The organism is Pseudidiomarina piscicola (assembly GCF_902806985.1).
In the GTDB taxonomy this organism is placed as follows: domain Bacteria; phylum Pseudomonadota; class Gammaproteobacteria; order Enterobacterales; family Alteromonadaceae; genus Pseudidiomarina; species Pseudidiomarina piscicola.
Genome location: NZ_CADCXY010000008.1, coordinates 38953 through 58438, shown reverse-complemented (window position 1 = coordinate 58438; position 19486 = coordinate 38953). Strand labels below are relative to the sequence as shown.

11 protein-coding genes and 1 pseudogene are annotated in these 19486 nt (G+C 49.8%); 3 read left to right on the top strand and 9 right to left on the bottom strand.

Annotation, left to right across the window (positions count from 1 at the left end):
* Positions 1-9 precede the first annotated feature (9 nt).
* The 4 genes from parC to PSI9734_RS11455 all read right to left on the bottom strand — a co-directional run bounded on the left by parC (position 10) and on the right by PSI9734_RS11455 (position 5290).
* Entirely contained in the window at positions 10-2250 is a 2241-nt protein-coding gene (parC, locus tag PSI9734_RS11470) for a DNA topoisomerase IV subunit A (protein WP_173921262.1), read from the bottom strand.
* A gap of 12 nt (positions 2251-2262) precedes the next feature.
* Entirely contained in the window at positions 2263-4155 is a 1893-nt protein-coding gene (parE, locus tag PSI9734_RS11465; protein ID WP_173921261.1) for a DNA topoisomerase IV subunit B, read from the bottom strand.
* Between the two features lie 76 nt (positions 4156-4231).
* Positions 4232-4672 (bottom strand): DUF1249 domain-containing protein, encoded by a 441-nt coding sequence (locus PSI9734_RS11460; protein WP_173921260.1) that lies wholly within the window; start codon positions 4670-4672, stop codon positions 4232-4234.
* A 9-nt stretch (positions 4673-4681) separates the two neighbouring features.
* A complete protein-coding gene (locus PSI9734_RS11455) occupies positions 4682-5290 on the bottom strand; it encodes an NUDIX domain-containing protein (RefSeq protein ID WP_173921259.1) in 609 nt (202 codons plus the stop codon).
* A gap of 229 nt (positions 5291-5519) precedes the next feature.
* On the opposite strand from PSI9734_RS11455, the gene tolC reads away from it, so the two are divergent.
* Together tolC and lpxL are read left to right on the top strand one after the other, a co-directional pair.
* Positions 5520-6878: an outer membrane channel protein TolC gene (tolC, locus tag PSI9734_RS11450; protein WP_173921258.1), complete on the top strand. Its 1359-nt coding sequence runs from the start codon at positions 5520-5522 to the stop codon at positions 6876-6878.
* Positions 6871-7797, top strand: a complete 927-nt coding sequence (gene lpxL, locus PSI9734_RS11445) for an LpxL/LpxP family Kdo(2)-lipid IV(A) lauroyl/palmitoleoyl acyltransferase (protein ID WP_173921291.1) — start codon at positions 6871-6873, stop codon at positions 7795-7797. Before tolC ends, lpxL begins: the two co-directional genes overlap by 8 nt.
* Here lpxL and glnE read toward each other — a convergent pair.
* Positions 7781-10549 (bottom strand): annotated as a pseudogene (gene glnE, locus PSI9734_RS11440) (bifunctional [glutamate--ammonia ligase]-adenylyl-L-tyrosine phosphorylase/[glutamate--ammonia-ligase] adenylyltransferase); the annotation flags it as partial. The gene lpxL and the pseudogene glnE sit on opposite strands and share 17 nt — an antisense overlap.
* A 19-nt stretch (positions 10550-10568) precedes the next feature.
* Complete coding sequence (locus PSI9734_RS11435) at positions 10569-12059, bottom strand: CYTH domain-containing protein (RefSeq protein ID WP_173921256.1); 1491 nt, start codon at positions 12057-12059, stop codon at positions 10569-10571.
* A gap of 227 nt (positions 12060-12286) precedes the next feature.
* On the opposite strand from PSI9734_RS11435, the gene putA reads away from it, so the two are divergent.
* Positions 12287-15454, top strand: a complete 3168-nt coding sequence (putA, locus tag PSI9734_RS11430) for a bifunctional proline dehydrogenase/L-glutamate gamma-semialdehyde dehydrogenase PutA (protein WP_173921255.1) — start codon at positions 12287-12289, stop codon at positions 15452-15454.
* Here putA and PSI9734_RS11425 read toward each other — a convergent pair.
* Genes PSI9734_RS11425 through PSI9734_RS12115 form a run of 3 tightly spaced genes read right to left on the bottom strand, consistent with a single transcriptional unit; the run spans position 15451 to position 19451 of the window.
* Positions 15451-17226 carry an acyl-CoA dehydrogenase C-terminal domain-containing protein gene (locus tag PSI9734_RS11425; protein ID WP_173921254.1) on the bottom strand — a complete coding sequence of 592 codons (1776 nt, stop codon included), beginning with the start codon at positions 17224-17226 and terminating at the stop codon, positions 15451-15453. The genes putA and PSI9734_RS11425 overlap by 4 nt on opposite strands.
* 54 nt (positions 17227-17280) lie before the next feature.
* Positions 17281-17979 (bottom strand): general secretion pathway protein GspB, encoded by a 699-nt coding sequence (locus tag PSI9734_RS11420; RefSeq protein WP_173921253.1) that lies wholly within the window; start codon positions 17977-17979, stop codon positions 17281-17283.
* Positions 17979-19451, bottom strand: coding sequence for an ExeA family protein (locus tag PSI9734_RS12115; protein ID WP_425500059.1), 1473 nt, complete (start codon positions 19449-19451; stop codon positions 17979-17981). The genes PSI9734_RS11420 and PSI9734_RS12115 overlap by 1 nt, the downstream gene beginning before the upstream one ends.
* Between the last annotated feature and the right edge of the window lie 35 nt (positions 19452-19486).

The window sequence follows — 19486 nt, the reverse complement described above, 5'->3', positions numbered from 1 at the left end:
AAACGACCGTTAGTCTTTATTGTCGACAGTAATGGCGTCAACTCGCTGTAAACCGCGCGGCAATTTATTGCCTCGACGCCCACGCTCACCGCGATAGTGCTCTAAATCTGCTGGCTTCAAGGTTAGTTTGCGCTTACCTGCAAGTAAGGTAATGGCTGCATCACTGGGTACTACATTGGTCGCTACCACATATTCCTCTCGCGTTTGCGCGCGTAACGTCGGAATACTCAGCATTTTATTGCCTTTACCTTTCGATAATTCAGGTAAATCAGCCACTGGGAATATCAACATGCGACCTTCATTGGACACCGCTACCAACAAGTCACTAGCGACTTCAGTGACCGGATTCGGTGGCAGTATTTTGGCGCCCGCCGGTAATTTCAAAATCGCTTTACCGTTTTTATTACGACTCACTAAATCACTAAATTTACAGACAAAACCATAGCCTGCGTCGGACGCCAGCAAATAACGTTGTTCATCTTTTGCCATCATCACTTGCTCAACCACTTCACCGGCGACCAAGCTAAAGCGCCCTGTCAAAGGCTCACCCTGAGTTCGCGCCGACGGCAGCAAGTGGGCTTCACAAGAAAAACTTCGACCAGAACTATCTAAAAACACTACCTGTTGATTACTCTTTCCTTGCGCACTTGCGAGGAAACTATCGCCCGACTTATAGGCCAAGCTGGTGCCATCGACATCATGCCCCTTCGCCGCACGTACCCAACCTTTCTTCGATAACACAACAGTCACCGACTCGGCTGGTGTCAAATCACGTTCGCTCAAGGCTTTCGCTTCTTGACGCTCAACTAGCGGTGAGCGACGCTCATCACCATATTTTTCGGCATCAGCCAGAATCTCTTTGCGGATCAGTGTTTTCAAACGACGGTCTGAGCTCAACAGTAACTCGAGTTGCTTGCGCTCTTTTTCCAGTTCGTCTTGTTCACCCTTCAGCTTCATTTCTTCTAACTTAGCTAAGTGACGAAGTTTCAGCTCAAGAATGGCTTCGGCTTGAATTTCGGTCAGCTTGAAGCGTTTAATTAGCTCAGCTTTAGGCTCATCTTCGTAACGAATGATTTCTATCACTTCGTCTAAGTTTAGATACGCAATCAACAAGCCTTCGAGAATATGTAACCGCGCGAGTACTTTATCGAGCCGATGCTGTAAGCGGCGGGTTACTGTTGTTTGTCGGAAGGTAAGCCACTCTTTGAGCACATTAAGGATCGGCTTCACCTGGGGACGGCCATCAAGGCCCAACATATTTAAGTTAACGCGGTACTGTTTCTCTAAATCTGTGGTCGCAAACAAGTGTTGCATCATTTGTTCCACATCAACGCGATTTGAACGCGGAACCACCACCAGTCGCGTCGGGTTTTCATGGTCAGATTCGTCACGTAAGTCTGACACCATAGGTAGTTTCTTGGCCTGCATCTGCGCGGCAATTTGCTCTAACACCTTTGAGCCTGAAGCTTGATGGGGTAAAGCGTGGATAACTACTTCACCGTCTTCAATTTGGTATTTAGCGCGCATTCGGATACTGCCACGGCCAGTTTCGTAAAGTTTTACGATATCGGCTGCCGGAGTAATAATCTCAGCATCTGTCGGATAGTCTGGGCCGCGTAGGTGTTCCATTACCTCGCTCAGGTCGGCACTTGGCTTTTCTAATAGCAAGGCGCAAGCATGAGCCACTTCGCGGGCATTGTGCGGAGGAATATCGGTCGCCATACCGACGGCGATGCCGGTGACCCCATTTAATAGAATATGCGGTAAACGCGCCGGCAGCATGCGCGGCTCTTTCATGGTGCCGTCGAAGTTTGGTGTCCAGTCGACAGTGCCCTGGCCTAGCTCGCTAAGCAGTAACTCACTAAATCGTGACAGCTTTGCTTCCGTATAACGCATTGCTGCGAACGACTTTGGATCGTCTTGCGAGCCCCAGTTACCTTGGCCATCGACCAGTGGGTAGCGATAGGAAAACGGTTGCGCCATTAGTACCATGGCCTCGTAACACGCACTGTCGCCATGGGGGTGAAACTTACCGAGCACATCACCCACGGTACGAGCCGACTTTTTATACTTTGCTAGGGCCGATAAACCAAGCTCTGACATGGCATAAATAATACGTCTTTGTACCGGCTTCAAGCCATCACCAATATGTGGCAGGGCTCGGTCCATAATGACGTACATGGAGTAATTTAAGTAGGCGTCTTCGGTGAAGCGGCGTAATGGAATTTGTTCTACGGTGTCCATCGTCATGTTTAATTCTCCTTACAGCTCAGCCAGATCGACAAGGTTGCCTTTGCTTTCCAGCCAATCGCGGCGGTCGCTGGCACGCTTCTTCGCCAATAACATATCCATTAATTCTTCCGTTGCACTGTCGTCATCAACAGTGAGCTGCACGAGACGTCGAGTGTTGGGGTCCATCGTGGTCTCTCGCAGTTGCAATGGGTTCATTTCCCCAAGCCCTTTAAACCGTTGCACATTCACTTTGGCTTTGCGTTTATCTGCTTCGATACGGTCTAAAATACCTTGCTTTTCGTCTTCATCGAGGGCGTAAAATACTTCCTTCCCAAAATCCACCCGGTATAAGGGAGGCATTGCTACGTACACATGGCCACCATTAACAAGTGCACGGAAGTGCCGCACGAATAGCGCACATAACAACGTGGCGATGTGCAAACCGTCAGAGTCGGCATCCGCTAAGATACAGACTTTGCCATAGCGCAGCTTTTCAAGATCTTCCGAGTCAGGGTCAACCCCTAACGCAACTGAGATGTCATGGATTTCTTGCGAGCCAAGTATTTGGTCCGACTCGACTTCCCAAGTATTTAAGATTTTACCGCGTAACGGCATTACCGCTTGAAAGTCACGATCGCGCGCTTGTTTTGCGGAACCACCCGCAGAGTCACCCTCAACTAAGAACAGCTCACTACGCGCTGGGTCCTGACTTGCGCAGTCGGTTAATTTACCGGGTAACGGTGGCCCTTGCGTGACTTTCTTGCGCACCACCTTCTTACTGGCTCGCATGCGGCGCTGGGCATTATTAATACAAAGGTCAGCCAACAACTCCGCTTGCTCGGTATGCTCATTCAGCCACAAGCTAAAGGCGTCTTTCACTACCCCTGAGACAAAGGCCGAGCATTTGCGAGACGACAGTCGTTCTTTGGTTTGTCCGGCAAATTGCGGGTCTTGCATTTTCACCGAAAGAATATGAGTGCAACGCTCCCAAATATCTTCGGGCGTTAGACGAACACCGCGCGGTAATAAGTTTCGGAACTCACAAAACTCTCGCATCGCTTCCAGTAAGCCTTGACGTAGGCCATTTACATGGGTGCCACCTTGCGGCGTTGGAATCAAATTAACGTAGCTCTCAGTGACTCCTTCTCCGCCCTCGGGCAACCAGGTAACGGCCCAGTCAACGGCCTCTTCGTTACCACTGAAGCTACCGATAAAAGGTTCTTCTGGCAGAGTCGGTAGTTCTTCTACCGCCTCCACTAAATAATCGCGTAGACCGTCTTGGTATTGCCAGGTTTGCTCGTTGTCATCAATGAGGTTACGGAAGGTGATTTTTAAACCTGGGCAAAGGACCGCTTTAGCACGCAATAAATGCGTCATTTTTAATACTGAGAATTTTGCCGAATCAAAATACTTGGGGTCTGGCCAAAAATGTAAGTTGGTACCGGTATTGCGTTTGCCAACCGTACCGGTAACCGTTAGTTCACTGACTTTGTCACCATTTTCAAAAGCCATTTCATACACTTGCCCGTCACGTTTTACGGTAACGTCAACCCGCGTCGACAGCGCGTTCACTACTGAGATACCGACCCCGTGTAAACCACCTGAAAAGTTATAGCTTTTGTTCGAAAACTTTCCGCCTGCGTGGAGTTTCGTCATAATCAACTCGACCCCAGGCACACCTTCCTCTACGTGCAGGTCTACGGGCATACCGCGGCCGTCATCCTGTACCTCTAGCGATTGATCAGGATGCAAAACCACCAATAGCTCGCGAGCGTGACCAGCAAGTGCTTCATCTACGCTGTTATCAATAACTTCTTGACCAAGATGGTTCGGACGAGTGGTATCTGTGTACATTCCCGGGCGGCGACGCACCGGCTCTAGGCCATTGAGGACCTCAATCGCATCTGCTTTGTAATCTGACATGCGCTCTTCTTTTTGGTGACAAGAATTGTTGTTATAGGATGCTCATATACTGTTACAGGATGAGCGGAAACTCAAGTTAGTATTCGCCTGCTAGCCCTTGTTCGCGAATAAGCTCCAGCCACTCTTGCAAAAAACGATTCACTTGAAATTTTTCATTGGCATGGTGCATCGCTTTATTAGGCTGCGCATAAACCGCTTCAAGTCGGCTAACATTTTGACTACGCGTTACTTCTGCAAGCTGAGCGTCGTGATAGAGCCTCACGTCCAACTCGGTTTCTACTAACCCAGGCAGTTGTTTTTCTAGTGCATGCTGACGAATTTTAACGTCGGTGGTGTAACGAGCTTGTTCGGTTACCGCAATGCGAAAGTGCAAGTTCGCGCCGACTTTAATCAGCCGTTCTCGCCCTTGCTTTAGCTGCAGCACAATACTTTCTAGCGCAGCATAGTTTAACGCTGCCAGACGCTGTAGCGCTGCCAAATCAAATTGATAACGTTTTCGCACCACGTCAGTAGCCATAAGCCTCGTCTATTTTTGCTTTCGAATGTCAGCCAAGTGTAATTGCAACCATTGTAGCCCAATCACACTCGCGGCATTGTTAATTTTTCCTTGCTCTAGCAGCTCTACCACTTCAGTTCGCGGAAGCACGTGCACGAGTATGTCTTCATTCTCACTTGCCAGACCGCCGTGTCGGGCAGCTTTACTGCTATCCACATGGGCAAGATAGATAGAGATCTTTTCGCTACACCCGCCAGGAGTCGATAAATACGTCAGCGCATAGTCAAGCTGATGGGCGTGCAGCCCAGCCTCTTCTTCCAGTTCTCGATGCGCTACTGACTCAGCCGTTTCGTCGGGGTTATCTATCATTCCGGCCACAAATTCGAGCAGCCATGGCGAATCACTTTGCTCTAGTGCACCAATCCGAAATTGTTCGAGTAGCACCAACTCGTCGCGCTCCGCATCATAGGGTAGCACCACAACCGCATGCCCGCGGTCCATGATTTCGCGTTCAAACTCCTGTGACCAACCACCGGCAAACAGCTTGTGCTTTAAACGGTAACTAAACAGGCTAAGAAAGCCCTTGCGTAGTGATTTTTTCTCGAGAATTTGATAATCGTCATGATTAAATCTTTGCACGGTAAACCTTTTGCCTTAGTCAGATGTCTACGTTGATTACGGAAAAAAATGAAAATAAGTGCATACTTCTTATATTTGGTTACATTTAAGCACGTCCCGTTGCAACTAAAAGCATGATTCGTGCGTACTATCGGATGTATGCTAGTAATCATTCAAATGTGTATGTAAAATACCGACCCATTAGCAACAGTCATTTGAGCCAGACAAACCTATCAGGACAACTGAACTCATGAAAAAAAAGTTTCTTTCAGCTCTAATCGGACTCTCTTTTGCAGCAGGTAGCTCAGTCACTTATGCTGACGACCTTGCGCAGATTTTTCAACTCGCACTGCAAAATGATCCTACGTTAAAACAAGCTCAAGCCCAACGAGATGCTGCTCGCCAAGGGGTGAATATTGCCGAAGCTAGTTGGTGGCCACAGGTCGGCTTTCAAGCTGGCTACTCGCGTAGCACCCGTGAAACCCAAGACTTCGATAGTTCCGGTAATAGTTTTATGTACGACATTACCAGTACCGGTTGGAGCGCTGGCGTTAACTTAAGCCAAACGCTTTTCAACAAAGCGACATGGGAACAAACTGAAATAGCTGATAAACAAGCCTATCAAGCTGAAGTCAACTACCTCAGTGAACGTCAAAACTTGATGTTACGCGTCGTCAACGCCTACTTTAGCGTACTTGAGCGCAAAGATGACCTAGAGTTCGCGCAAGCCGAAAAACGCGCCATTGAACGTCAACTTGAGCAAACCAAGCAACGCTTTTCAGTTGGTTTAACAGCCATTACCGACGTGCATGAAGCTCAAGCACAGTTTGACAATGCTGTTGCGCGTGAAATCCAAGCCAAAAACGCAGTGGAAATCGCGCAAGAAAGTCTACGTGAAATTACCGGACGTTATCATCAAGATATCGCTGAACTAGATACGAAGAACTTTTCACCGAGCGCGCCAAACCCAGAAAATGCAGATAACTGGGTAGCGACTGCTGAGGACAAAAACCTACAGCTTTTGGTACAGCGCGTATCCGTCGAAATTTCCGACCAACAAATCGATTTAGCGCTAGCTGGGCACTACCCACAGGTTTCATTGAGCGGCTCATTGTCGACGCAAGATAGCGAAAGCGAAGTTCTAGGTCGCACCTCGAACCCGCCTCGTATGGATAGCTCGTCGATTGGGGTCAACCTAAATGTGCCTTTGTTTAGTGGTTTTCGTACCTCATCACAAGCCGAACAAGCGCGAGCCAATTACGTTGCTAGCAGCCAACAGCTTGAGTTCACACGTCGAAACGTTGAACGCCAAGTACGTAGTGCCTATTACGACTTAGTCGCCGCTATTGCCACTATTCGTGCTTTAGAGCAGGCCGTCGTCTCCGCCGATAGTGCGCTTAAAGCAACACAAACCGGTTTCGAAGTTGGCACCCGTACTATTGTTGATGTACTTGATAGCACACGAAACTTGTTTAATGCTCGTCGTAACTTGTCGACCGCGCGTTATAACTACATTCGTCAATCACTGACACTGCAACAAGCTTCAGGTAAGATTAGTGAACGTGATCTAATGGCAATTAACGCAAGTTTAATTAATGAAAATAATTGAAAAACCTAAGTTTGAAGCAAGGTTTTTACTCCCCAAATATTGGCTGACCTGGTTAGGGGTCGGCCTTCTTTATTTTATTTCATGGCTTCCTTACAAGTGGCAGCTGGCGATGGGCCGCGGTCTAGGTCGGCTATTTTATAAATTCGTGCCGAAACGGGCCGGTGTCGCGCGTCGCAATCTTGAACTCTGCTTTCCCGATAAATCGGCTGATGAAATTGAAGCTCTGGTAAAACGCAATATGGAAAATACCGGTATCGCCTTTTTCGAAACTGGTATGGCGTGGTGGTGGCCCGATTGGCGTATTCGCCGGAAGTTGCATTTACACGGTGTTGAACACCTCGAGGCGCCCCAGCGAGAAGGCAAGGGCGTGCTGTTATTGTTGTTTCACTTCCTTAGCCTTGAGGTGCATGCTCGATTGCACGGCTTTATTAAGCCCGCGGTGGGGCTTTATCGGCCCCACAACAATGCCTTGATGGAATTTCTGCAGACCCGTGGACGCGGCCGTTCGAACAAATATATGATCCCGCGGACCGATGTGCGCAGTATGAAACAAGCCATTGAGCAAGGCGAAATTGCTGGCTACCTTCCCGATCAAGATTATGGCCGCCGTCGTACAGTGTTCGCACCGTTTTTTGCGGTAAAAGAAACCAGCACTACCACGGGAACCTTATTATTTGCTGCCAGCAAGAAGTGTGCTGTACTGTCGACCACTTGCTTTAGGCGCGCCGATGGAAGCGGGTATGACGTCACCTTCTACCCTGAGTTTGGCAACTTCCCAACCGCTGACCCGATCGCAGATGTCACACGGGTTAACAAAATGGTGGAATACGCAGTTCAACAATGCCCAGAACAATATCTATGGGTGCATAGACGCTTTAAAACCCGTCCAAACGAAGACGACCCTAGTCTTTATCGCTAGCGTCTACAAACCACTTCTGCCACGCCTCGCTAACCACTTGGCGCTCGTTATCGACCGTCCGATAGGTTAAAGAACCACTGTCATCCAGCGCCAATTGGTGTAGCCATTGGCGCTGCCGTATGTACACAGTGGTTAGCTGTTGCGCTTCGTCGACGGTCAAAATACCGAGTTTGCCGGCAACTTCGATACAGCGCACATTGTCGGTGAAGTGCGCCAGCTCCGGGTGCTCAGCGCTAAAACGTAGCACTAAAAACTGCACCAAAAATTCAATATCGGTAATGCCTCCAACCCCCTGCTTGAGATCAAAAGCGCGAGCTGTGCTTGCGCCAGCATCGCGGCGTTCATTATGACTACGCATCTTTTCACGCATAGAGGCCACCTGCTGAGCTAACTTCTGTGCATCGCGCGGGCGGCTTAACTGCTGCTGGCGCAATTGGTTGAATTTTTCTCGCAGCGGTTGGCTACCATACACCGGGCGGGCGCGTACCAGAGCTTGTAGCTCCCAGGTCCACGCTTCATCATGTAAATAGCTGGCATAGGTCGACAAGCGACTCACCAATAGCCCGGCTTTGCCAGAGGGCCGCAGCCGCATATCAACCTCATAAAGTACGCCGATCATGGTACGCGTGGTGAATAAATGCAGAATTCGCTGTGCTAACCGTAAATAAAACTGCTGCACTTCCAACGGCTTTACACCATCGGTTTCACCTTGGTAGTCGCCATCAGTGACAAAGACTAAGTCAAGGTCCGAACTATAACTGAGCTCAAGCCCCCCCAACTTGCCATAGGCGATCACGGCAAGCCCAGTGTCGCTTAGGGTTCGTCCCGGCGGACACCCATGACGCGCGACCAAATGCTGCCACGCTAGTTGTACCACATGTTCAATAATCGCTTCGGCAAGAAAGCTCAGATGATCACTCACATGCATCAATGGCAATGCGCCACTTATATCAGCCGCCGCAATTTTTAACTGACACGACTGCCGCGCCTGACGCAGCGCATTCATTTGTGCCTCTAAGTCGTCTTCCTGCTCTGGTATTCGTACCATGTAATCGTTAATAATTGCCGGATAGTCGTGTACCTTGGGCAACTCATAGAGGTGCTGAGGGTCAATCAGCTCATCAAGCAAAATCGGGAAATTTGCGATGTGCTGAGTCATCCATTCACTGGCACGACAAAGCTTAATTAATTGTTCGCACGCTCCGCTATTCTCTACGAGTAGTTCGACATAAGCAGTACGGCTCATGATGCGCCGCAAAACTTTAAATACACGTTCGAGAACGACTTCAGCATCGGCTAATGGCAGGCTTCGCTGCAACAGTAATGGCACCAATTTAGCCATTGCTTTGCGCCCGCGCGGACCACTACCACGGCGCCGTACCTCATAACGTAAGTCTGCCACCAAGGCCCATATTTGCTGTGCCCGTTGCTTATTCAAACCCGCATCATGCAAAACATCTAAAGCGGTGTCATCTTCAACCATGTCTTGCCACAAAAGCTGCAACGCACCCACGTCTTCTTCGTCGGTTTCATTATCGCCAATAACATTTTGAAATTGGTGATGCACTTGCTCCATTACATCTCGAATACGCTGATAGAGTGTTTGCCAGTCGGTTTGGAAAGCGTCGGCGACCCTTTGCTGATGCTCAGGGTCATCAGGCAAACTCTGTGTTTGCTCATCGTTAAGCTGCTGCAGCACATGTTCCACTTTGCGCAAAAACTCATAGTTTGCCAGCAGCTCATTGACACTTGCGACGGGTAGCAGCTCTAGTTCGCGAATGGCCGCATAGGCTTGGTAAACGGAATTCGTTTGTAACTGTCGTTCTTGACCACCACGAATAAGTTGAAAGGTTTGCGCAATAAACTCGATTTCACGGATCCCACCTGGCCCTAACTTAAGGTTATTTTGCACCCCTTGGCGGCGGGTTTCCTGAGTGATCAAAGCTTTCATTTTACGCAAGGCATCAATGGCCGAAAAATCGATATAACGCCGATAAACAAAAGGCCGTAACAGTTGACTTAACTGCTGCTGATAGTCCTCCGCAGCGCCAATCAGCCGCGCCTTTACCATGGCGTAGCGTTCCCAGTCACGCCCTTGTTCTTGATAGTAGTATTCGAGCGCGGCAAGGCTGGTAACGACTGGGCCCGATTGACCAAAAGGCCGCAAGCGCAGGTCAACACGAAACACTCGACCATCTGCCGTGACACTATCAAGGAGTGTCACCAGCCCCTGCACCAGTTTGGTGAAAAAAACGTTGGTTTCGATAGGCTTTCGCGGATGATCAGTTTCGCCTTGCTCTGGGTAGCAAAAAATCAAATCGATGTCCGACGAAAAGTTAAGCTCGTAACCACCTAACTTCCCCATTCCAATGATTAATAAAGGCTGGGCTTCCCCTTGGTGATCACGTGGCACGCCATAACGTTGGCAAAGTTGCGGGTACAACCAGTCGCGAGCAGCAATAATAAAGGCATCGGCGGCCGCCGAAATATGCTGCAGGGTCTGTTTCAACTCCAGTTGATTGGCTAAGTCGGCCGCCGCCAAACTCGCAAACCAACGCTGACGGTAGCGACGCAACACACGTTGCGCTTCTTCTTCACTGTCAACCTCTGTTAGTGCCTGTTGCAACTGCGCTGCATAGCTTTCCGGTGCAGGTAGTTGAACCTGCCCTTCGTTATCGGTGACGATCGCGTTCGCATCATTGCGCCAGACACTTGCGATAAATTCACTGGTTGCGCACCAAAACTCTTTCAGTTGCTGAACCTTATCCATATTAACCCAACCAATAAGGTTCTTGTTTCAATGCTGCCTTGCGCGAACGTTCAAGCGCATAAAGCAATGACTCTAACTGGACTTTTTGCCAGTTGAGTAAACGTTCCGCCTGGCTATCATCTTCATCTCTGATGGCATCGCGTAGTAACTTGAGCGCCATGATTTCACGAATCCCGCGAACCAGATCTTGCCACGGCGCTCGAAACAGTTCGCGATCTTCCTCGTTGAATAAATAGCCCACGCAGTACCCTAGCTGCAGCGAGCTTTGTAATAATGGTAGTTGTTTCAGGTAATACTCCGGTTTCAACTCGGTTGGGCGCGCAAAAGCATCAATAACATTTTGCCAGTCTTCTCGCAGTCGTTGGCTCGCCCACTGCCTTAAGGGGAGCTCGGCGATTTGTTCATGGCGTGGCTGTTGATGGCACAGTGCCCCAAGCTCTAACAGTGTTAACTGATAATCGTCGCGCACACTCAAGCTTTGTACCAACTCGAGTTGCACCGCATGCTCTTGTTGTTCTTGAATCGTCTCAAAAAGCTTGGGGTATTGTTTAAGCGCACGATGATAAGCACCATCGTCAGCGGTCAACTCCGTTAAGCCATCATAACGGCTCAACCAGCCGAGATGACCCAGCATTTGCTCGAGTCGCAAAATGTGATCATCCACATCAACCTCAAGCGTCGCCAACTGTTGCAACACCACCTTACTTAGTCGGATACCATCCGTAATTCCGGCTACAGCGCGCACACTCGGCACCTCGGTCAAACAAGCATCATTATGCTGCCAGTACTGCAATGCATAGGTGAGTGCTCTATAAAGTCCGGTTCCAACATCATCATTGGTTTTTTGTGGCACAAAATGAGCGTGTGTGAAAGGTTCTAAAACCGTTTTGCCGGCGAGCATATAACCACGTGCGGCCTTACTCAAACTACCCAGCTGGGCATTCAATCGGGTAATAAAGCGACGTGCCAAGCGATACGCATCGGTGATATCGCCCTGCTGTACTTCAAGCTCAATTTCAGCCAATGGACGTTCATTTTCACCTACTTTAATTGTGCCCTGATCAAAGACCAGTTCGATACGTCCCTCGCCACTAGGCAAATGCCAACGATAGCGGGTAAAGTCAGTACGGAAAATTTCTACCAAGTCGCGATTAATGTCGAACAATGGAAAATCATCCGGCCAGATGTCTTCCTCAAATAAAGTTAAGTCAGGTTTGTCAGAAGTAATAACTGTATTGTATTCAGGGCGACTATGAACCCCTCCTAAGACTTCTCCTGCGAGTTTTATGGTTTGCTCACGTTCGGTACCACGGCTGCGAATCCTCAGCCCCATATCATGTTGCCGTAGACGTAGGTCTTCAGTATCAAAATAACTATTACTGAGCTCTAATTCGGCCATTTCTGCATCTTTGGCCAGACTTTGACACAGTGCCAGCACTTGCTCGGTTGAAGCGCCTTCAACTAATAATTTGATCTCAATTTCCTGGCTCACAAAGACTCTCTCGTACGTTGACTACATATGGTTATCTACGGTACTCGCAGGCCGTCGACGGGTCAACTTATATGGGCTTGACAGGGGCGTATAAAAATTGCACCGTGGCCGACAAAGAGGAAACTTAAAAAACTGATCACAAGGGCTTTACGAGGGCCAAAAAAACCCTATACTGGCGCTCGAATTATGCCCAATCCAGCCGCGCGCTGAGTCCCATAGGAGATGCTATGTTCAAAGCCAGTGAAGTACTTCAGGCTCAGTTTAAAGGTTCCGATCTTCGAGCCTTGCAAAGCGCTATCACCGAAAACTATCTAGTTGACGAAGATGCCTACCTGCAAGAGCTGATGCAATTGGTTCCAAATGATGATGCAACCTTAGATACAGTTACCGAGAATTCGGCCAAACTGGTGAACACCGTGCGCGATCGCGCGAAAGGTGGTGGGGTTGATGCGTTTTTACAAGAATACAGTCTTGATACCAAAGAAGGCATTATTTTAATGTGCCTGGCTGAGGCCTTATTACGAATTCCCGATAGTCATACTGCGGATGCACTTATTCAAGACCGGTTGTCCGGTGGCGACTGGCAGAAGCATATGGGGGAAAGCGCATCTTGGCTGGTGAACTCAGGCAGTTGGGGCTTAGCTCTGACCAACTCTGTTATCAACCCCACTGGGCTGCCTATGCAAAGCCCACGTGGCGTCTTCCGACGATTGACGCGGCGTCTTGGTATGCCGGTGGTACGTAAAGCAACTTATGCTGCCATGCGTATCATGGGTAAACAATTTGTGCTCGGCCGTAGCATCGAAGAGGCGTTAAAAAATAGCCGTAACAACCGTGACAAAGGCTACACTCATGCCTACGACATGCTCGGCGAGGCCGCACTCACCATGGCCGACGCACGTCGTTACCACGAAGACTACGTGAACTCGATAAAAACCGTTGCTAAAGAAGACTTTAACAATCCCGATGCGCCGCGACCGACCATTTCGATAAAGCTATCAGCTCTGCATCCACGCTACGAGTCAGCCAATCAGCATCGGGTATTGACTGAGCTTGCGCAAAGCTTGACCGATCTCGTTAAGTTAGCGAAAGAAGCAGACGTAGGCGTAACCATTGACGCCGAAGAAGTTGATCGCCATGAATTATCACTCGAGCTGTTCGAAAAAGTTTATCGCAGCGGTGTTTGTAAGGGCTGGCCACGATTTGGTGTGGTGGTGCAAGCGTACTCCAAGCGAGCGTTACCTACTTTATGCTGGTTAACCGCTCTCGCCAAAGAGTGTGGCGACGAAATCCCAGTACGATTAGTCAAGGGTGCCTACTGGGATACCGAGATCAAGCATTGCCAAGTAAACGGCTTAACCGGTTACCCAGTGTTTACTCGCAAGGCGAATACCGACATTAGTTACCTCGCCTGCTCGCGCTATTTAATGTGCGAAGCCACTGAAGGTGCGCTGTATCCACAATTTGCCACACACAATGCGCAAACCGTGGTCGCGATTCAGCAGATGAATCAAGACTACCAGCGCCGCATTGAGTTCCAACGTCTGCACGGCATGGGTGACGATTTATACGACACGCTACTGCAGGAAGACCCAAACACCACTGTTCGCATTTATGCGCCGGTTGGTAAGCATAAAGACTTGCTACCCTATCTGGTGCGACGTTTATTAGAAAACGGTGCGAATACATCGTTCGTGCATAAGCTCGTTGACCCCGCGACCCCAGTTGATGAGTTAATACAACACCCGATGCGTACGATTACCAAGTACGAACGTTTAGCAAATACCAAGATTCCCCTGCCGACGCAGATTTTCAGCGATCGCAAAAACTCGTTAGGATTGAACATGAATATTCACTCACAAGCAGACGACTTTATTGCTGCGGTTCAGCAGTATCGTGACAAACAATGGCAAGGTGGCCCTATCGTTAACGGTGAAGTGGCTGATGCCCACCACCAAGTTAGTATTACCAGCCCACAAGAGAATCAGCGCCAAATTGGCTGTATTAGTTGGGGCGATAAAGCACTTGCCGAAAAAGCCTTGAACAGCGCTAACGCGGCCTATCGTCGTTGGCGTGATACCGACGTTGAAGTTCGTGCTAAATCACTTGAACAGTTTGCTGACTTAATGGAAGCCAACCGCGACGAACTCATTGCCTTATGCTCATTGGAAGCTGGTAAGAGTTTGCAGGACGGTATCGATGAAGTCCGTGAAGCCGTCGATTTTTGCCGTTACTACGCGGTCGAAGCTCGTAAGCTTATGGGCGAAGGCACAACACTGCCAGGGCCGACGGGCGAAACCAACGAGCTCTTTGTGCAAGGCCGAGGCACTTTTATTTGTATCAGCCCTTGGAACTTCCCGTTAGCTATTTTCACTGGTCAAGTGGTTGCCGCACTCGTTACCGGTAACTGCGTTATTGCCAAGCCAGCTGAGCAAACTGGTTTGATTGCCTTTCGCGCGGTGCAGTTACTCCTTGAAGCTGGTATTCCTGGCGATGTGGTCCATTTTATGCCTGGTAGCGGCGCTGAAGTAGGCTCGTTCTTAGTCAGCCAAGAAGATATCGGTGGTGTTTGCTTTACGGGCTCAACGTATACCGCACAGTCGATTAACCGAGCTCTTGCTGCACGAACCGGTGCCATAGTGCCGCTGGTTGCGGAAACCGGTGGGCAAAACGCCATGCTTATTGACTCAACAGCACTGCCTGAGCAAGCTGTAACTGATATCGTCGCCAGCGCATTCAAAAGCGCAGGGCAACGCTGTTCAGCACTTCGGGTATTGTTCGTTCAAGATGACATTGCCGACCGCGTCATCGAGTTACTCAAGGGCGCTATGGCTGAACTCAACGTTGGTGACCCCTTGCTCCATGAAACCGACGTAGGCCCAGTCATCGATGGGGTCGCTAAGAGTAACCTTGAGCAACATATTAGTGATATTTCACAAGCGGGCCGCTTAATTGCGCGGGCTCCCATGCCAGACTACACCGACGGTGGTACGTTCTTAGCGCCCACAGCGATTGAGATCGATAGCATCAATCAGTTGGTGAAAGAGAACTTTGGTCCGATCTTGCATGTTATCCGTTACTCAACTGACAACCTAGACGATGTGATTGAAAGCATTAATGCGACCGGATTTGGTTTGACCTTTGGTATTCATAGCCGCAATGAAACCTTCGCAGCTGATATTGCCCGCCGCATTGACGTTGGTAACGTGTATATTAACCGCAACCAGATTGGTGCAGTGGTTGGCGTACAGCCGTTCGGTGGACGTGGTATGTCGGGAACCGGGCCTAAAGCAGGTGGGCCACATTACCTCACCCGCTTTATTACTGAGAAAACCCGATCGAATAACATTACCGCAGTTGGCGGTAATGCTACCTTACTGTCGTTGGGCGATTAAAACTCACTCAACTCGTGTAAGTAAAGCGATTGGCTGCCGTCTTCGACGGCGGCGGCCAAGCTTTCAACTCGCGGCAATAAGCGCGCCATAAAGAACTTCGCAGTTTTCACCTTGCTCGACAAATAAGGCCGTTCAGCTAACAGTGGCTGTGCTGTTTTTGCCATCCGTAACCATAAGTAGCCGTAGATAACGTAGCCTAACAAGTGCAAATACTCTACTGCGACGCTGTTAATAACGTTTTCGTCCTGCATAACTTGTCCGAGCACCTGCTCCGTCACTTCACTCACGCGCGCGACCGCCTGCTCCAACTGTGCATACTCCGTAGCAAGTTCTGGCACTGGTTCAGCTAATAAGGCTTGAATGTCGGCCAACAGTGGTTTTAACAATTCACCACGCGAACCTGCAACCTTACGGCCAAGGAGGTCGAGGGCCTGGATGCCGTTTGTTCCTTCATAAATTTGCGCGATACGGCAATCACGCACCAACTGTTCTTGTCCCCATTCGCGAACATAGCCATGACCGCCAAATACTTGCTGTCCGATCACTGTGGTTTCATAACCGGTATCAGTGATAAATGCTTTCGCAATTGGGGTTAACAATGCAACCAGCGCATCCGCGCGCTTTTTCTCGTTGGCATCGTCACTGTATTTCGCAATATCAAGCTGCTGGCCAACATAGCTAGAGAAAGCACGACCACCTTCTACAAAGGCTTTCATGGTCAATAACATGCGGCGAATATCGCCATGCACAATCAACGGATCGGCCTCTTTGTCCATTTCGCGGGTCGCCTTTTCACCGCGCCCTTGCAAGCGATCTTGCGCGTATTCTAAGGCATTCTGGTACGAGCGAGCCGCTGCGCCTAAGCCCTGAATACCAACGCCTAAACGCTCATAGTTCATCATCGTAAACATTGCCGGCAAGCCCTGATGAGGTTCACCCACAAGCCAACCTTTGGCACCGTCAAAGTTCATCACACAAGTTGCAGAGGCATGGATACCCATTTTATGCTCGATGGAGCCGCACTCAAGACTGTTTCGCTCGCCCACATTGCCTTGCGCATCAGGTAAGAATTTGGGTACTAAAAATAGACTAATACCTTTGCTACCAGCAGGTGCGTCGGGCAATTTAGCAAGCACCAAGTGAACAATGTTCTCGGTTAAGTCATGTTCGCCACCGGTGATAAATATTTTGGTTCCGGTAATCGCGCAACTACCGTCTTCTTGTGGTTCAGCTTTGCTTCGAATAATACCCAAGTCGGTGCCGGCATGAGGTTCAGTTAAGCACATAGTGCCGGTCCACTCACCCGCTGTCATACGGGGTAGATATAAGCTTTTCAGTTCATCACTACCATGCGCGTCAATCGCAATAATCGCGCCAGCGGTAAGTCCTGGGTAGAGTGAAAACGAGATATCCGCCGCGCAAAGCATTTCTTCATATTGCGCAGAAACCACTTTAGGTAAGCCCATACCACCAAACTCTGGGTTAGCGGTGACGCCTACCCAACCACCTGCGGCAAGTTGTTGGAAGTTTTCTTTATATTTTTCCGGTGTTGTAACGCTGCCGTTATCAAAGCGAACACCTTCCTCGTCGGCAGCCCGAGCATGAGGAGCAATCACGGTTTCCGTGAACTTTGCCGCCTCATCAATAATGGCCGTCGCCATATCCATGTCAACGTCTTCAAGCGCAGGGAAGCGCGCCCAATCTTGCTCTACTTGGAAAACGTCTTGCAGCAAAAACTGCATGTCGTCACGAGGGACCCGATAGTCAGCCATACAACACCTCTATAAAATCAAACAATGAATTTAAACAGGTGTTTTAATATCAAGTTAATCGCTGCTTGTCCAGTCTTCTAACGCTGGTTGCTGGAAGGCTTGCTTGCCAAGGGCTAAAACCACATGGTTAGGTGCAATGGTAAGAACTTGAATTCCTTGCCAAAGATCGCCTTGACGCAATCGCTGCCCGGCCAGGCTTATAAAGCGTTCATGAGTGCGCGACGAATACTGGTGTGCATCATAGGAAAAACTTGGGATGCGTGATTGCATGGTCGGCTGTAGCTCGTTTATTCGCGGCAATACCGATGATTGTTCGGTCGGGCCTTGCCCTGTCGCCGCAATAGCCTCCTCAAACGCGCTCAGTAAATCGGCGGGAACCTCGTTTAAATCCACCCCTTGCTCAACCGGGACCGATTGTGGCGAAGTAAAACTGGACACCGTAGGACGCTCTACTTCAGGCGCTGGCTTTGCCGCAGTAGCGCGAGGTGCAATTACTGCAACATGGCGTACCGGTTGAGGCTCTCCCACTTGCCACGATGATTGAGGCGGCGGTGCTGAGGTGGTTTGCAACTGCGTCGGCGCTGTAAGCCCAGCTACTATCAGCCAGCCAGCGAGTCCTGCTATGGGGATAAGTAACCATTTCAGCCAGTTGACGGTCGCCGGCGATGTCCGCGCGGGCGCAAGTGCAATGGCCGCCTGTGTCGGTATCAGTTGCGACTGCTGTTGTCGTAACGCTTTCAAAACTGAAGACATTAGTTGACTTCTCCATCAACAGGTGAGGTGGTTTTTAGGCGCGGGCCCAGTTCGGTATGATGGCTCGCTAACCATGCCAAAGTAACGCCGTCCAGCTCGCCCGTTATTGGCAGCCCATGTTGACGTTGTACAGCTTGCGCCAAGGCGTTAAGTTGATCACCTTCACGAGCTAGAGCCGCCGCCGGAAGGTAATGTGCAAGCTGGTCTTGTAACCAGCTTTGATACGTTTGCGGATCCTCTAAGCGATAACCCGGCGGCTGCGGGAAAACAGCGAGAAACTCACCGTTCCAATCATCATCAGGAGTCACCGCAGCGCTATCGACCCACTGCCAATCGCCAGAATTAAGTTGCAGCAAAACCGGCAAGTTCAACGCTAAAATGCGGTCGAAACGCAGCCTTCCTTTAACGCAGCTTAGTTGGTATTGATTGACCCAATCGCACAAAGTCGTTTCTGTTGCTGGCTGCGGTAGTTGCCAAGCCCTCATGAGCGCACGCATCGGTTGTTCTTGCTGCGTCAGTTTCGCGCTTGGCTGACTCGTTGGCGCTGCCTTGTGTTGCCAAAACCAGGCGCCCGTAGCACCCATCGCCAGTGCGACCATTACCACACTGGCCATAGCCCAACGGCCCCCCAGGGAGGGGCGTTGCTGACCAGCATCAAGCTCAAGTTCCTTCACCGCATGTTTCAGTTGCGCGCGCCCGACAACGTGCACTTGATCATTGTAAGCTGCTAGCAAGGCGCGATCGCACAGCAAATTAAGTCGCCGTGGGATCCCGCCACTGAAACGATGCACCAAGCGTAATGCGGTTTTGTCAAACAACGCGCGCTGCGCCCCCGCAACTTGTAATCGATAATTCACATACCGCTCAGTGTCACTCTGCTGCAAAGGCAACAAGTGATAGCGGGCGGTGATGCGTTGCGCCAGTTGGCGTAACTCACGGCGTCGTAGTAGATCTTGGAGTTCTGGCTGGCCAATCAAAATAACCCGTAGCAACTTACTTTGATTGGTTTCCAGGTTCGTTAACAGACGCAGTTGCTCAAGTACCTGGGGCCTCAAATGCTGCGCTTCGTCGATTAGTACAACACATTGCTCACCTTCAGCATGCGCCGCCAGCAAAAACTCTGACAGTTTATCGGTGAGCCGTTTGTTGGTGATGTTACGCTTGGCATAGCGGATACCGAACTCGTCACATAGCGTTGCCAGTAACTCGGTTTCGTTGAGCATGGGATTCAAAATAAATGCCGTGCGCGTTTGCTCCGGTAACCTTTCGAGTAGGGCACGAGACACTGTCGTTTTGCCCGTACCAACCTCCCCTGTTAACAGAATAAAGCCGCCACTTCCCTGTAGACCGTAACTTAAATGCGCAAGCGCTTCTTGGTGACGCTCGCTCAAATAAAGAAAGCTCGGATCAGGTGCGATCGAGAAGGGTTCCGTTTGTAAGCCAAAGTAATTGAGGTACATAATAGTGGTCATTTGCCAACGTTAAACGAACTTCAGTGTAACGACTG

Bases quoted from the DNA above. Each gene is read 5' to 3' on its own strand.
- parC (WP_173921262.1), bottom strand. From the start codon at position 2,250: ATGACGATGGACACCGTAGAACAAATTCCATTACGCCGCTTCACCGAA.
- parE (WP_173921261.1), bottom strand. From the start codon at position 4,155: ATGTCAGATTACAAAGCAGATGCGATTGAGGTCCTCAATGGCCTAGAG.
- PSI9734_RS11460 (WP_173921260.1), bottom strand. From the start codon at position 4,672: ATGGCTACTGACGTGGTGCGAAAACGTTATCAATTTGATTTGGCAGCG.
- tolC (WP_173921258.1), top strand. From the start codon at position 5,520: ATGAAAAAAAAGTTTCTTTCAGCTCTAATCGGACTCTCTTTTGCAGCA.
- putA (WP_173921255.1), top strand. From the start codon at position 12,287: ATGTTCAAAGCCAGTGAAGTACTTCAGGCTCAGTTTAAAGGTTCCGAT.
- PSI9734_RS11425 (WP_173921254.1), bottom strand. From the start codon at position 17,226: ATGGCTGACTATCGGGTCCCTCGTGACGACATGCAGTTTTTGCTGCAA.
- PSI9734_RS11420 (WP_173921253.1), bottom strand. From the start codon at position 17,979: ATGTCTTCAGTTTTGAAAGCGTTACGACAACAGCAGTCGCAACTGATA.
- PSI9734_RS12115 (WP_425500059.1), bottom strand. From the start codon at position 19,451: ATGACCACTATTATGTACCTCAATTACTTTGGCTTACAAACGGAACCC.